The following is a 15,984-nucleotide window of genomic DNA, read 5'->3' as shown; positions in this document are numbered from 1 at the left end:
CAGTTTTCAAAGAACTTATCCGCCGCTCAATTGCGACTTCCTCATGTTAGCATCTTTGTTTTTCGATGTCAACATTGTTTTTTACTTCTTTTTTCTTTTCGCTTTCTGCTCTTGTGCATCAGCGACGTTTATTAATATAACACGGCCATTACAGAGGGTCAATACTTTTTATAAAAAATTTCACATCCCGTTTAAACACTACCCAACTATAGTTAAATCACTACATAAGAAGACCTCTATTCCTTCACATCAACTTTTACTCTTGGCTTAGCTTAGTTATAAAATATATATCTTCGTAACTCTATACAGCATTCAGTAAATAAGGTATCAATCATCCAAAAATTCAGAAATATATGATATATTATCTTTATAGGAAGGTGAAGGGAATGAGCATTAAATACTCAAATAAAATCAATAAGATTAGAACCTTTGCATTAAGTTTAGTATTTATCGGGCTTTTTATTGCATACTTAGGGGTATTTTTTCGAGAAAACATGATTATTATGACCATTTTCATGATGGTTGGTTTTTTAGCCGTCATCGCTAGCACAGGTGTGTACTTCTGGATTGGTATGCTATCAACAAAGACCGTCCAAGTTGTTTGTCCATCTTGCAATAAATCAACGAAAATACTTGGACGAGTCGACGCTTGTATGCATTGCAACCAGCCGCTAACACTCGATCGTAATTTAGAAGGAAAAGAATTTGATGAAAAATACAACCGTAAAAATTACAAAGCCTAATGAAGAGTATATGTTTACTTCTAAAAAAAGAGAGGCTGACTTAAAATGTCAGCCCCTTAATCATTCTTATTACTTATTACATTCTTGACAAACGCCGTAAATTTCTAAGCGATGACTATTGATCACAAAGCCAGTTGCTTTCGCAGCTTCATCCTCAATCTTCTCTAAACTTGCATACGGAAAATCTACAATTTTCCCACATTTTTCACAAATAACATGATAATGTTGGCTTGTAACGTAATCAAATCTGCTAGACGCATCACCATACGTAAGTTCTTTTACAAGTCCTACTTCTTTAAATACGCGTAAGTTATTATAAACTGTCGCAACACTCATATTTGGGAACTTACCTTCTAATGCTTTATAAATTTCATCCGCTGTTGGGTGCGTCATAGATTCCACAAGGTACTCTAAAATAGCATGACGCTGTGGAGTAATGCGTACACCCGTATTTTTCAACATTTCCAGCGCTTCTTTTAATTCCTCTTTGACCACCGTCATGCACCCCGATTCTATACGGATTATTATTTTATAATTCTTATAAAGAGTGTACTCCTTTTCCTTTCACTCGTCAACATTTCTACTATAACTATGTGGTTTTATTCTTCATCTTATATTCATTTCACTCTAACAAGGAATAAAAGTACGATTGGTGAGAACGATGGAAGCTTCATTTTATCCCTAAGAACCCGATTGGTTCAACTGGCCATCAGTGAGCGATAAAGCCTCCCACTGATAGAAGTTTCATTTTATTCTTATATGAGCCTGCCTTTTTTTATACATATGCATAAAAAAAAGTGCGAGAAAAAACTCGCACATGGAAAACTATCACCTGAGGAGGTATGCCCTACACTACTAACATATGAGAAATTCCCAAAAGTGTATAGACATATGCCTTGTAATATTTCACTTATTATTTCGTGCTGCACAAGTGGGTAAAACTCCACCTCTATTGATACAATTTTTACTTTACTTTACTTTATATAGGACAAAACTTCCTCTACGTGACCTTTTACTTTCACCTTACGCCACTCTTTAACGAGTTCCCCTTCCTTATTAATGAGGAATGTAGAACGCTCAATACCCATATATTCTTTTCCAAAGTTCTTTTTTAGCTTCCAAACATCATATAGTTCTGCTACTTCATGTTGCTCATCCACTAAAAGTAAAAATGGTAAGTCATGTTTTTCAATAAATTTTAAATGTCTATTTACTGGATCAGGACTCATCCCAAGAATAACTGTATCTTTCTTTTGAAACACCCCGTATGCATCACGAAAATCACACGCTTCTGTTGTACAACCTGGTGTCATATCTTTCGGATAAAAATAAAGTACAACATGTTTCCCGCGAAAGTCAGATAGTTTTACTTGCTCTCCGTTACTTGCTTCTAGCGTAAAATCTGGTGCCATTTGTCCTACTGCAACCACGTATAATCACTCCTTGTCTTTTTCTTCCACTATATCAAATATCATATCATTTTTCAGTTTCTATAACTGTTCGTACAACAAACGCAAATGGCATCGTATACCCTATTAGCGCTTCTACAATCGCGATCCAACGCCCAATTCCAATAGGAGTTACATCCCCATATCCAACTGATAGTAATGTAATCGCACTAAAATATAAACATACCTCTACAAGTGAAAATGAATGACTCGTTATCATCTTTCCGTCTTCCTGTAATACCGAAAATCCACTTTCTTCTAAAACAACATAACTTAAAGCAAACGCAATTAGTATAGTTGTATAAATAAGAAATAATGAAATAAGATTATACAAAGAAAAGAAACGATTTGATTCCCCCGCCGAACTCCATAACAATTGGATACTTCGTAACACAGCAATCGCAGCAATAAATAAAATAATTCCCCATAACATGTCCTCCACCTCATTTTATTTGTATGAGGACAAAGATAGTTTTATCCCATCCTCAATGGACAATAAAACCTAGAGAAAGAAGACATAAAACAAATTAACTTTATTAATTTCCGGCACCGCGATATCGTTTTACTCCTATATTCCAAACGAAAAAACCAATTGAGAAACAAATAATTCCAACCGCAGGCGTTGCAAATGCGTAAGAGTTCCATTCTGTTTTTCCTAGAAAATAAGATGCTGGATATACACCAACAAAAGCAAATGGCAATACAAACGTTAAAATAAAACGAATGACGCGATTATAAATATTAATAGGATAACGCCCATAGTTTCCGATATTATACATAAGCGGCATAATCGAACTTCTTGCATCTGACCAAAAACCAATACTTGCAAGTGTTACGAAAATTCCCCCATATACTAGCGCACCGCCTAGTACCATCAATATAAATAAAAAGAAATCATACCAATGAAATGTTAATTGAAGCTGTACTGCAGCATATCCCATTACCGCAAAACCTGTTATCGCACCAAGAAGTGACTCCAGCTCCATTCGTTCTAATATGACTTGAAACAAACTGTGAATGGGACGTGTTAAAATGCGATCCATTTCACCTTTTACGATATAACGATCATTAAAGTCCCATATATTAAAGAACGCTGAAAAAACTGCAAATGGAACTAAGAAGAACCCATAAATAAAAATAACTTCCTCCCTATTCCACCCTTTCAATTCTTGTGTATGTCCAAATACAACAAGAATAAAGATTAAGTTTACTGCTTGTAACAATAGATCTGATAGTAAACCAACAATAAAATCACCGCGATATTCTAGCTTCGTTTTTATATATTGACTTGCATATTGTAAAAACAACTTAAAATATAACATTTTCTCATCATCCCCCTTGCACAATCAGCCGTTTTCTCGCTGTTTTCCACATCATAACAATTGGAATAATGAGCAGAACCGCCCATGTTATTTGAAATAATAAAGCTTTATAAATTGCCTCACCTTGTATGCCTTCAGAAAAAATCATACTTGGAATGTAACTAATCGCTTGAAACGGCAAAAACATCATTGCTTTTTGAGTCCATAACGGAAAGAAGCTAATTGGGATTAATAGTCCTGAAAACAAATCGATAACGACACGTTTCGCATACATAATTCCATTATTATTAAATAAAAAGAACGTTAACATCCCTGTCATTAAATTAATTTGTGTATTAATGATAAAACTAAATAATAGCGATAGGAAGAAGTACAACCACGTTTGGAAATTCGTTGTAATTTGCAGTGAGAATAACAATGTAACGATTACCATACCTGGAATAGAAAAGAAAGCAAATCTAAAAATCCCTTCCCCTAACCCTTGCATCACTTTCATACCTAAATAGTTATATGGACGAATTAACTCAACTGCAACTCGCCCTTCCATAATTTCCATCGCAATCTCTCTGTCAATGTTATTAAAATAAAAAGCACGGGCCATCCATGCAATTGCGATATATGTTGTCATTTGTGTAACTGATACACCCTCGATATTTTCTTTCCCACTATAAATTGCTTGCCATAAAAAATAATATGCTCCGATATTAATTGTATAAATGATAATACCGCTATAATAATTTGTTCGATAAGCAAGCATCATTAAAAAACGGACACGAATCATTTCAATATACTTATCCATGAGTTATACCCTCTTCATAAATATTACGAATGATTTCCTCCGTAGATACTTCATTAATTTTTAAATCTTTAATTGCAAAAGTTTGTACAACTTTTGATATAAGAGTGGAAATAATAATTTCTTCATTCGGAATCTTGGCAATCCACGTATTTTGTTCCCTTCCTTGCGACCAAACTACATCATTATCAGGCATTAACATCGCAAGCTGCTGATAAGCAACGGGAGTCCCAAATTGAAAATGAATTTCTTTTTCTGCTCCCCACTGCGACCTTAGCTTATCTAAAGATCCGTCATACATTACTTTTCCTTCATCTAACATAACAACACGATCACAAAGCGCTTCAATATCTGTAATGTCATGTGTCGTTAATAAAATTGTTGTTTTATATCGCTCATTCATTTCTTTTAGAAAGTCACGGATTTTCAATTTAACAAGAACATCAAGTCCAATTGTTGGTTCATCCAAAAACAATAACGGCGGATTATGAATTAACGCTGCTGCTAATTCGCAGCGCATCCGCTGTCCAAGGGATAACTTTCGAACTGGCTTGTCCAAAAGCGGACCAATATCTAACGTTTCAATCACATGCTCCATATGTTCTTTATATTGCTGATCAGAAACACCATATACTTTTTTTAACAAACGGAAGGACTCCTGCACAGCAATATCCCACCAAAGCTGTGAACGCTGCCCAAACACAACACCAATCGTTTTCACAAATTCTTCCCTTTGTTTGTGCGGATTCATGCCATTCACAGTGATTTGTCCAGCGGTCGGTGTTAAAATACCTGTTAGCATCTTAATAGTAGTGGATTTACCAGCACCATTTTCACCAATATATCCAACCATCTCCCCTTGCTTTACAGTAAACGAAATATCATTTACTGCTGGCACAATCTTATAATTACGATTTAATAAATCTCGAAACGCTCCTTTTAATCCTGAGCGGCTTGAGTACGATGTAAATTCTTTTCGTAAATCTTTTACTTCAATAACCGTCTCCATACTCATTCTCCTTTCTGTTTCTCCCTAACAAGCAACACCTTTTATTTTCATATGATATAAAGATCAGCGAGCTTTTGCGGGATTTCCCTATGAACTCGCTTCATTTAACTAACCATCAATGAAGCAGATAATGCCGACGAAAGTTTCATTTTAGCACAACGAATAGTTTACCCAACAGTAGCAACTATCACAAACAATACGTCTTTTCCAAAAACATGTTAAAATAATACATAGATTTTTGTAAGGAGATGAATTTTCGTGAAATTCACAAAATCGGAAGAACTACATAAAGAAGCATTAGAACATATCGTTGGTGGTGTAAATAGCCCTTCTCGCTCTTATAAAGCGGTTGGCGGTGGATCACCTGTTGCAATGGAGCGCGGTAAAGGCGCTTACTTTTGGGATGTAGACGGCAACAAATATATCGATTATTTAGCAGCATATGGACCAATCATTACAGGTCATGCTCATCCGCACGTAACAGAAGCAATTAAAGTAGCTGCTGAAAATGGTGTATTATATGGAACACCAACAGCTTTAGAAGTAAAGTTTGCAAAAATGCTAAAAGAAGCAATGCCTGCAATGGATAAAGTACGTTTCGTAAACTCTGGAACAGAAGCTGTTATGACAACAATTCGCGTTGCTCGCGCTTATACAGGTCGCACGAAAATTATGAAATTTGCTGGTTGCTACCATGGACATTCTGATTTAGTACTTGTAGCGGCTGGCTCTGGTCCTTCTACACTTGGTACTCCTGATTCTGCCGGTGTACCTCAAAGCATCGCACAAGAAGTAATCACAGTTCCTTTTAATAATGTAGAGACATTAAAAGAAGCATTAGATAAATGGGGACATGAAGTAGCAGCAATTCTTGTGGAACCAATCGTTGGGAACTTTGGAATTGTCGAGCCAAAACCTGGATTCCTTGAAAAAGTAAATGAACTTGTTCATGCAGCAGGTGCATTAGTCATTTATGATGAGGTTATCACAGCTTTCCGCTTTATGTATGGTGGTGCTCAGGACTTACTTGGTGTAACACCAGACTTAACTGCTCTTGGCAAAATAATCGGCGGCGGTCTTCCAATTGGTGCTTACGGTGGTAAAAAAGAAATTATGGAACAAGTTGCACCGCTTGGCCCTGCTTACCAAGCTGGCACAATGGCTGGAAACCCAGCTTCTATGGCTTCTGGTATCGCATGCTTAGAAGTACTTCAACAAGAAGGTGTATACGAAAAACTAGACGAACTTGGAGCAATGCTTGAAAAAGGTATTTTGGAACAAGCAGCTATACACAACATTGATATTACAATAAACCGCCTAAAAGGCGCTTTAACAGTATACTTTACTAAAGATAAAATCGAAGACTACGATGCTGCACAAAATACAGACGGTGAAATTTTCGGTAAATTCTTCAAACTAATGCTTCATGAAGGAATTAACTTAGCGCCATCTAAATATGAAGCATGGTTCTTAACAACAGAACATACAAAAGAAGACATTGAATACACGATTGAAGCTGTTGGCCGAGCGTTTGCTGCATTAAAATAAAGTGAAACTTCCATCAGTAGGGGTTCTTCATCCCCCGCTGATGGTTAACCGATTGGGCGCATGCCAGTAGTAATACCCTCACCACTTTTTGCATAACTTTAAGATGAGGGTATTACTCCCAAAAATAGAAGTATAACGCTCAACTACAGAACAGTGAATCTCTTTTCTGATCAATAATTAATATTAGTGAAATAAAAAACAGAGGTCCCCCTCTGTTTTTTTATTTTTACTATTTCATAAATTATGAATTGATAGTATAATTATTCATAATTATTTGTTTTTAGTCTTGAATAACAATTTATTATTTTAAAATATTAGGTGTCGCACACCTTTAATATTTTGACTATTCAAAATTAACATCAGAGGGGGCTTGACGGATGCTAAATAAAACAAATAAATGGACACCGTCTTTATTTCAAAATTATGCAAATGCAGAGCATGATGCGTGTGGAATCGTTTCCGTAATGGAAAAACGAAACCTTCCAACGAAAGAAAACATTAATCTTTGTATACAGTCGCTGGTGAAAATGAATCATCGTGCCGGATTTATTAATAATGAAGGTGACGGGATTGGAATTCATATTGATCTTCCAAAAACACTTTGGAAAGAAAAATTAACTCAAAATGGTTATAATCCAACATTAGTGGACCATCCTCACTTTATTGTTGGACATTTTTTTCTACACCAAAAAAGGGATACAAACTCCTTACAAAATTATATTCGTTCCTTGCTGCATAAAGAAAATCTAACTATCGTATTTGAAACTAGCACCGTAACAAACTCTGATGCACTCGGACCTATCGGCAAACAGGAAGAACCACTATTTTGGCAAATTGCTATTGTTCCGGAAAATCAACATGAAAAGATTGATCAATTATTATTCTCTCTAACGATAGAAATTGAAAAAAATGAAGCTGTTCATGTCGCGTCATTCAGTCAAGATTATGTTGTTTATAAAGTACTAGGAGCTGGCGATACGCTTGTATCATACTATGATGACCTGCGAAATCCACTTATCGCATCTACAATGACACTTGGGCATAACCGTTATTCTACTAACACATTATCTAACTTTTTCCGCGTTCAGCCATTTAGTATTCTTGGACATAATGGAGAAATTAACACAATTGCTAAGCTGCGCGATCAGGCTGAAATGATTGATGTACCACTTACAATTGGCGGCAGTGACTCTCAAGATTTAAACCGTACCCTAGAAACACTTCTCACTCATTACAACTACAGCTTATTCGAAGCAATGGATATATTATTTCCGCCAATTATTAATGAAATTAAATTATACAAGCTGCATATGCAAGACTTATATACGTATATACGTGAAGCCTGGGGACATTTTGCTCAAGGACCCGCTGGAATTATTTCACGACATAAAGATGAAGCAGTTTTTAGTGTAGACTCCCTTGGCTTACGACCAGTTTGGAAAATAGAGACAGAAAATTCTTATATTTTTTCATCTGAGCCAGGTGTTATTTCTCCATCAGAATATGTTGCAGAACCAAAATCACTTGCTCCTGGAGAAAAAATTGGGTTAAAGCGGAATGCACAAGGCGAGCTTATTTTATACGAATACGATGTATATCAAGAGGAAGTATATGCACGTATGAAACAGCGAATTGACTTTATCGACTATCGTTATCATCTACATCTTCCACCAACAGAAGAGCTAGATAACCTTGCTTCAATTACTGAAGTCAAAACAGAACAATACGCAGCCTTTGGCTGGGACCGCGAGCATATTCAGCTTCTCGAACAAATGGCTGAAAAAGGCGCTGAGCCAATCCGTTCTCTCGGACATGATGCTCCTCTTGCAGGACTCGATATAGGCAGAAGAAATATTGCTGACTTTATAAAGGAAAGCGTTGCTGTTGTAACAAATCCTGCTATTGATCGCGATCGAGAAATAGAGCACTTCTCTACACGTACAATTGTAGGAACACGCCCAAATCTGTATGCCACAGAAGAACAACCATTTGTTGTAGAACTTCCGAGCCCAATTGTCTTAGAAGGAGAACCCGGACAGCAAGCGGCAAAGTATTTAGAAACAGTAACATACGAACAACTCATCCGTATGTTTTCTCTGCATAGCACTGTCTATAAATTATCTGGAACATTTACAGCAGATGAAACTTTATATACTGCACTTAATCGACTAGGAGCAGAAGCTGTAACAGCAGTAAAAAAAGGAGCCTCTCTTCTCATACTTGACGATGCAAAGGCTCATCAAAACAACCAATTATGGATTGATCCGCACCTAGTCACAGCAAAAATCCATAACGAACTTGCAAAACATAAACTCCGTCGTGATTGTGCAATTGTCGTACGTTCTGGAGCACTTCGCTCTTTACACGATATTGTAACATTATATGGTTTAGGGGCAGACGTTATAAATCCATACCTTACCTTTGCAACAGTAAATGACGGAACAGAAAAGCCTATTCTAAATTTATATAACGCATTTAATAAAGGGCTTGAGAAAGTCATCTCAACACTTGGAATTCATGAATTACGAGGCTACGGTCGCCTCTTCTCTTCCATTGGTCTACACGAAGAGATTGCACGTATACTGGATATTACAAACTTTCTTGGATCTGATACATTAGCTTTTTCACTAGAAACATTAGCTGAAGATGCAAAAGCTCGGGCAATGGATTATACAAACGAAAAAGCAAAAATACGAAAAACGTTTCATCTATTCCCACGAATTTGGAAAGCGATTGGGGACATCGCAAAAGGGAATGCCTACGATGACTATCGTGAAAAGCTAGAAGAATTAGAAGAAAAAAATCCAACAACAATTCGTCATCTCATAAAAATAAAGGAAACAAATCATAAAGTTCCAATTGAACGCGTTTCAATTGCAATAAAAAATCATAGCCTACCATTTATTATTAGCTCGATGTCATTTGGCTCACAAAATGAAATTGCCTTCCGCGCTTATGCTGAAGCTGCCGACCGATTAAATATGATTAGTTTAAATGGTGAAGGCGGCGAAATTAAAGATATGATTGGCAAATATCCACATACACGTGGACAACAAGTTGCATCAGGACGTTTTGGCGTTAACGCTGAATTGCTCAATTCCTCTAATTTAATTGAAATAAAAATTGGGCAAGGAGCAAAACCGGGAGAAGGCGGACATTTACCAGGCTCAAAAGTAACGGCAAAAATTGCAGAAGCGCGAAATGCAACAATTGGTTCGGACTTAATCTCTCCTTCTAATAACCATGACATTTATTCGATTGAAGATTTAGCACAAATGATTACAGAAATTAAAACGGCTAATCAACATGCAAAAGTTGCTGTTAAAGTTCCTGTTGTCCCTAATATTGGAACCATTGCGGTAGGCATCGCTAAAGCTGGTGCTGATTTTATTAACATTAGCGGTTTCGACGGCGGGACAGGTGCAGCTCGTATTCATGCCTTGCAACACGTTGGTCTTCCTGTTGAAATTGGTGTAAAAGCTGCTCATAATGCTCTATCAGAAGCTGGGATGAGACATCATGTAGAAATTTGGGCTGACGGTGGTATCCGCAGTGCTGCAGATGCGTTAAAAATAATGCTTCTTGGTGCAAATCGCATTGGCTTTGGTACACTTTCTATGATTGCCATCGGTTGTACGACATGCCGCGGCTGTCATTTAGATACATGTCATGTCGGAATTGCAACGCAAATTGAATCAGAAGCGCAAGCGAAAGAACATGGTCTGCGCCGCTTTGTGCCACGAGATTTTGAAAGTGCTGTAAAAGGATTATTGAATTTATTCACAGCATTTGGAACAGAACTAAAGCGATTAACAGGACAGCTCGGTCATGTAAACTTACAAGAAATTGTCGGACGTTCCGACTTATTAGAACAAGCACACGGCCAGCATTTGCTAAATTTACATTACCTATTACAAACATTAGAAGATGTCACGTACGATGCTCCGCAAACAACATCACAACAAAAGTGTAGTGAGGCTAATTATGCCATTGAATCAAAAGAACTTGTTAGTATTGGTGTCGATCAGCGCGTAATGGGCGGCATGGAATCTTGCTACCGCGTGCGCAGTAAATTATATGAAAATCATGTATTAGAGCCAATCACATTAAAATACACAAATGGTTCCGTTCCAGGAAATGGTTTAGGTGCCTATAATAGCGAAAATCTGTTCATTCATGTCAATGGCGGCGCGCAAGACGGCATCGGAAAAACAGCTTTCGGAGGCGGTATTTACATTACAAAAACAAAAGGAAAAGACAGTAAATACTATAACGGTTCTGTTGGAAAAGGATTCGGATACGGAGCACAAAAAGGATCATTATATGTACAAGGAAATGCTGATGCTAGAGCTGGAATTCGTCTATCAGGTGCTGATATGATTATTGGCGGAAGAATGACAACATCACTTCCGAAAGAAGAACATGGAAATATCGGTGTTCACGCTAATATAAAAGGATTTGCTTTTGAATACATGACAAATGGTCGCGCGCTCGTCCTTGGTGACCCTGGTCCATGGATTTGTGCTGGAATGACAGGCGGAGTTGTATACTTACGTCATCAGCCTAATCTTGGATTAACAGAGCAAGCACTAGAGCGACGAATTGCAAAAGGTGCTAACGTTACGCTTCGTCCACTCAGTAAAACAGGAGAATCTGATGTAAACGAACTATTATCGGACTATCTCCGCGTGCTAAAGGAACATGAACAATATGAAGAAGTTGCTCTTCTTTCACCTTTGCTAATAGATCTGGATTCTCATTTCTACGAAGTAATTCCAGCAAAAGAGCAAGCAGATCCGTCTGTTTCAACAGAGTAAAATAAAAGAATAACAGCTTTCTCATTGACGACTTATGTTTCTCATAGTAAGCTATAACAAATTAAAAAAACCTGCTGAAATTCAGCAGGTTTTTTCATTAAAATATTACTTGCTAACATAAGTTAATGAATGTATAGTATCATGTTGTACATTCATTATGACAAGAAAGAAAGGATATAAAAAAGAGTATGAAACTTGGTGCTCGCGTTTTAAAAACGGGTATTGCCATTACATTAGCTTTATTTGCATGTTTATTGCTTGGATTACCAAGCCCTGTATTCGCTGGGATCTCAGCAATTTTTGCTGTACAGCCCTCTGTGTACCGCTCGTATTTAACGGCTCTAGAACAAATTCAAGCAAATGTAATTGGGGCAATTTTTGCCATTGTCTTTGTGTTTGCCTTTGGAAATAACCCTTTTATTATTGGGTTAACATGTATATTAGTTATTGCACTTACTTTAAAACTACATTTAGAAAATACAATTTCCATTGCCCTTGTAACTGTTATTGCCATTATGGAATATCAAGGTGCAAATTTCTTTGACTTTGCCCTATTACGCTTTGCAACAATTATGGTTGGGATTATCGCAGCATCTCTAGTAAATTTAATATTTATGCCGCCAAAATACGAAACAAAACTCTATCATAAAATCGTGGATAATACAGAAGAAGTCGTAAAATGGATTCGTATGAGCAGCAGGCAAGCATCTGATTTCACAACATTGAAAACAGATATTGACCATATGAAAGAAAAAATGATTCGTCTAAATCATTATTACTTACTGTATAAGGAAGAAAGAAGCTATACGAAAAAAGTGCAATTTGCTAAAATTCGTAAGTTAGTTTTATTTAGACAAATGTTAACGGCAACTAATCGTGCTTTGAGTACATTAAAAGCATTACATCGAACAGAAAACGAATTACGTTATATGCCAGAATCATTTCAAGAATCGATTCAAAATGAACTTGATTCGTTAACACATTATCATGAGCAAGTATTGCTGAAATTTATTGGGAAAGCAAAGAAACAACAATCTGTTGAATTTCTTGACGAAGTTTCTATTGGTAAACAACAACTAATTGACATATTTATGAACTACCAAAATAAAGAAGATGAAGAAAGTTATAAAATATGGCTTCACCTGTTCACTCTCGTTTCAGCTATTATTAATTATAGCGAAGAAGTAGAGCATCTAGATTTACTTGTAGACAGCTTCTATACGTATCATAAGCCAGAAGACGAACTGAAAATTCATGATAAACAAGAAGATGAATAAAAAACGACCCTTTCACCATTACGAAGGGGTCGTTTCTTTTATATGTTGAATTTGATATAAATTATAATAATGACCACGCTTTTGCATTAATTGCTGATGAGAACCCTTTTCTTTTATCTCACCGTCTTCTAAATAAATAATTGTATCTACATGTGTAATTGTCGATAATCTATGCGCAATAATAATAGTGGTTCGATCAGCAGCTAGCGTTTGCAGTGCTTCTTGAATATAGCGTTCATTTTCTAAATCTAACGCAGATGTAGCCTCGTCTAAAATAAGCAGTGAGGGATTTTTTAAAAATACACGTGCAATTGCAATGCGTTGTCTTTGCCCACCTGACAATTTCACACCTCTTTCCCCGACCACCGTTTCATATCTATCAGGCAAACTCATAATAAAGTCATGAATATGTGCAGCTTTAGCTGCTTCTACTACCTCTTCTTCTGTCGCCTCAGGTCTTCCATATAAAATATTCGCCCCAACCGTATCGCTAAATAAAATGTTATCTTGCAAAACAAGACCAATATGACCACGTAAATTACGCACATCGTAATTTCTAACATCAATCTCATCTACATAAATCGATCCTTTAGAAACATCATAAAAACGAGGAATTAAACTTGCAAGCGAAGACTTTCCACCCCCGCTTAAACCAACAAGCGCTACTTTTTCACCTGGTGAAATAGATAAAGAAATATTTCGGAGCACATCTTGTTCATGTTCATTGTAGCGAAATGAAACATCTTCAAATACAACCTCACCTCGAAGTGACTTCTTTGTAATAGCATCTGGACGGTCTACAATATCGTACTCTTCATCTAATAATTCAAAAACACGGTCCATGGAGGCAAAAGATTGCGTAAGTGTGGTTGAAGAGTTTACAAGACGGCGCAATGGACTATATAGACTATCCATATATCCAACAAAAGCTACCATTGTACCGAGCGTTAACGATCCATGAATGACTTCATAAGCAGCAAAAGCTATTACGATTAAAGGACCAAGATCCGTTAATGTGTTTACAGTAGAAAATGTCCTCGCTGTCCAGCTCGTATGTGTTAACGCCTTCGTTAAGAATTTGCTGTTCTTCTCTTGAAATTGCTCTTTTTCATACTCCTCTAACGCAAAGCTGCGTGTCACTTGCATGCCTTGAATACGCTCATGTAAATACCCTTGCATCGTCGCCAGCGCTTGTGAACGCTCACGTGTTAATGTTCGAAGACGACTGAAGAAGTATTTAACTGCAACTACATAAACAGGTAATACGAGTAAGGAAACAAGTGTTAGTTTCACATTCATCGAAAACATAACCGCAATTGCAATAAAAATTGTTGCTGTATCAAGCCAAACATTCATTAATCCAGTAATAACAAAATCTTTTGTCTGTTCAACATCATTAATTACACGAGAAATAATTTCACCGGTCTTCGTATTAGAGTAATAACGTAAGCTTAATTTTTGTAAGTGTGCGAAAATATATTTTCTCAAATCATACAACACTGCATTTCCAATGCGCTGTGCAAAATATTGACGATAATATTCAATCGGAGGCCGTAGCACCGCAAAAATAAACAACGCAATCCCAATGGCCGTAAATAATTGAGTTGTTTTCTGTTCGAGTGAGCTTCCTCCTTGAATAATATCATCAATAATATACTTTAATAACCAAGGCATAATAAGCGGAATACCAAATTTAATGAGACCTATTACAATTGTAACCGTAATGAGCCACCGATACGGCTTTACAAATTGTAGATACCGTTTTATTCCTTTCATGCCACTCCCCCAATCATGTTCTAACAAGACAAAACCTGCAGGATGCCCTAGCAGGTTTTTCTCTAGTCTCTATACATTAAATATCGTTCATACCACATATCAATAAAATCAGGAGCAAATGGGCCCTTTCGTTGATGAATCCATTGTGTTAAATACTCAACATTTCTTTTTAATATAGTGTCAATTACAGCTGGATAGTTCATAAGCTCACGATGTTTTTCATACTCATCTTCATCTAACAATGTATACGTCATATCAGGATACACTTTAATGTCTAAATCATAGTCAATATACTTTAATGCTTCATAATCGTAGGCAAATGGCGAACTTAAATTACAATAGTAGTACACACCTTCCTGCCTCAGCATTCCAATAATATTAAACCAATAATTCGAATGAAAATAACAAATAGCTGGCTCGCGAGTAATCCACGTTCTTCCATCCGCTTCTGTTACCATCGTTCGATCATTTGCTCCAATAACAAAACTTTGTGTCCCTTTTAAAACCGTTGTCTCTTCCCACATTCTATGAATGGAACCGTTATGTTTATAACTATGTATTTGTATTTTTTCTCCTTCTTTGGGAAATCCCATACTTTCTCCCTTCTTTCGCCGTGAACGCTCTTCTAAAGTTGTTATTTGGTATACCGTTCATTTTTACTCTTGTCCCAAAACATATTGAGCCGAATTCACTTTTCTTCTTATTATAACGGTTCTGTCGAAATTTTAAAACAAAAGAGCCGATTTACAAAATCGTCTCTTAGTTCGAAAGCATTTTCTCATTTTCAAAGGAATGAATCACTGCTGCTGTTTGCTGTTCAAATTTCTCCTGTAAATCTTTTAATGTTTTTTCTGTCTTTTGGATTTCTTGACGAATAAAATGGAGCTCTTTCGCATCTTGCTGATTCATTTCAAGGTGTTGGTATTTTTCTAAATGAACTTGTAACTTTAACAATTCGTCCATCGTCCTCAATTGTTCTTCAACCAGTTCATCAAACGATCTCATTCCATACCTCCTTAAAAATACTATTACATAGTTTCGAAGAAAAACGTTCCTTCTCCTTTGACTATATTTGTTGACTTATTAGAAGTTATGTCGGCTCTCACAAATAAAGTGAAACTTCCATCAATGGGGGTTTTCTTTATCCCCCACCTAGCTTCTTCACTTTTCTCTGAATCTTGAGGCTGGGGGTCTTACTGTCCGCGAATAGCGGGATAAAGTGAAACTCCCTTTTGGGAGCTTTTTTTC

13 protein-coding genes are annotated in these 15,984 nt (G+C 36.6%); 4 read left to right on the top strand and 9 right to left on the bottom strand.

Annotated elements, in window-relative coordinates:
* The first annotated feature begins 386 nt into the window (after positions 1 to 386).
* Entirely contained in the window at positions 387 to 743 is a 357-nt protein-coding gene (locus tag CN326_RS05235) for a YgzB family protein (protein ID WP_098306924.1), read from the top strand.
* Positions 744 to 812: 69 nt separating this feature from the next.
* Here the strand turns inward: CN326_RS05235 and perR are convergent, their stop codons facing one another.
* The 6 genes from perR to CN326_RS05205 all read right to left on the bottom strand — a co-directional run bounded on the left by perR (position 813) and on the right by CN326_RS05205 (position 5,318).
* Positions 813 to 1,238: a peroxide-responsive transcriptional repressor PerR gene (gene perR / locus CN326_RS05230; RefSeq protein WP_176524533.1), complete on the bottom strand. Its 426-nt coding sequence runs from the start codon at positions 1,236 to 1,238 to the stop codon at positions 813 to 815.
* Positions 1,239 to 1,717: 479 nt separating this feature from the next.
* Complete coding sequence (gene bcp / locus CN326_RS05225; RefSeq protein WP_141524971.1) at positions 1,718 to 2,173, bottom strand: thioredoxin-dependent thiol peroxidase; 456 nt, start codon at positions 2,171 to 2,173, stop codon at positions 1,718 to 1,720.
* 46 nt (positions 2,174 to 2,219) lie between these two features.
* Complete coding sequence (locus CN326_RS05220; RefSeq protein ID WP_098306920.1) at positions 2,220 to 2,624, bottom strand: ion channel; 405 nt, start codon at positions 2,622 to 2,624, stop codon at positions 2,220 to 2,222.
* A gap of 103 nt (positions 2,625 to 2,727) precedes the next feature.
* The gene (locus tag CN326_RS05215) at positions 2,728 to 3,513 is read right to left on the bottom strand and encodes an ABC transporter permease (RefSeq protein WP_098306918.1); all 786 of its coding nucleotides are present in this window, start codon (positions 3,511 to 3,513) and stop codon (positions 2,728 to 2,730) included.
* 7 nt (positions 3,514 to 3,520) lie between these two features.
* The gene (locus CN326_RS05210; RefSeq protein ID WP_098306916.1) at positions 3,521 to 4,312 is read right to left on the bottom strand and encodes an ABC transporter permease; all 792 of its coding nucleotides are present in this window, start codon (positions 4,310 to 4,312) and stop codon (positions 3,521 to 3,523) included.
* A complete protein-coding gene (locus tag CN326_RS05205; protein ID WP_098306914.1) occupies positions 4,305 to 5,318 on the bottom strand; it encodes an ABC transporter ATP-binding protein in 1,014 nt (337 codons plus the stop codon). The genes CN326_RS05210 and CN326_RS05205 overlap by 8 nt, the downstream gene beginning before the upstream one ends.
* A 252-nt stretch (positions 5,319 to 5,570) precedes the next feature.
* Between CN326_RS05205 and hemL the strand changes: the two genes are divergently transcribed.
* The 3 genes from hemL to CN326_RS05190 all read left to right on the top strand — a co-directional run bounded on the left by hemL (position 5,571) and on the right by CN326_RS05190 (position 12,960).
* Positions 5,571 to 6,866: a glutamate-1-semialdehyde-2,1-aminomutase gene (gene hemL, locus CN326_RS05200; protein ID WP_098306912.1), complete on the top strand. Its 1,296-nt coding sequence runs from the start codon at positions 5,571 to 5,573 to the stop codon at positions 6,864 to 6,866.
* 377 nt (positions 6,867 to 7,243) lie between these two features.
* Positions 7,244 to 11,683 (top strand): glutamate synthase-related protein, encoded by a 4,440-nt coding sequence (locus tag CN326_RS05195; RefSeq protein WP_098306910.1) that lies wholly within the window; start codon positions 7,244 to 7,246, stop codon positions 11,681 to 11,683.
* A 188-nt stretch (positions 11,684 to 11,871) separates the two neighbouring features.
* Complete coding sequence (locus CN326_RS05190) at positions 11,872 to 12,960, top strand: aromatic acid exporter family protein (RefSeq protein ID WP_098306907.1); 1,089 nt, start codon at positions 11,872 to 11,874, stop codon at positions 12,958 to 12,960.
* Positions 12,961 to 12,978: 18 nt separating this feature from the next.
* On the opposite strand, the gene CN326_RS05185 is transcribed toward CN326_RS05190, so the two are convergent.
* The 3 genes from CN326_RS05185 to CN326_RS05175 all read right to left on the bottom strand — a co-directional run bounded on the left by CN326_RS05185 (position 12,979) and on the right by CN326_RS05175 (position 15,741).
* Positions 12,979 to 14,736: an ABC transporter ATP-binding protein gene (locus CN326_RS05185; protein ID WP_098306905.1), complete on the bottom strand. Its 1,758-nt coding sequence runs from the start codon at positions 14,734 to 14,736 to the stop codon at positions 12,979 to 12,981.
* 62 nt (positions 14,737 to 14,798) lie between these two features.
* On the bottom strand, positions 14,799 to 15,329 hold the full coding sequence (ntdP, locus tag CN326_RS05180) for a nucleoside tri-diphosphate phosphatase (protein WP_098306903.1): 531 nt from the start codon (positions 15,327 to 15,329) through the stop codon (positions 14,799 to 14,801).
* A 166-nt stretch (positions 15,330 to 15,495) separates the two neighbouring features.
* Entirely contained in the window at positions 15,496 to 15,741 is a 246-nt protein-coding gene (locus CN326_RS05175; protein WP_098306901.1) for a YgaB family protein, read from the bottom strand.
* Positions 15,742 to 15,984 lie beyond the last annotated feature (243 nt).

It is taken from the genome of Bacillus sp. AFS018417 (assembly GCF_002560985.1).
GTDB classification, from domain to species: domain Bacteria; phylum Bacillota; class Bacilli; order Bacillales; family Bacillaceae_G; genus Bacillus_A; species Bacillus_A rhizoplanae.
This window is presented reverse-complemented; position numbering and strand designations above follow the sequence as displayed.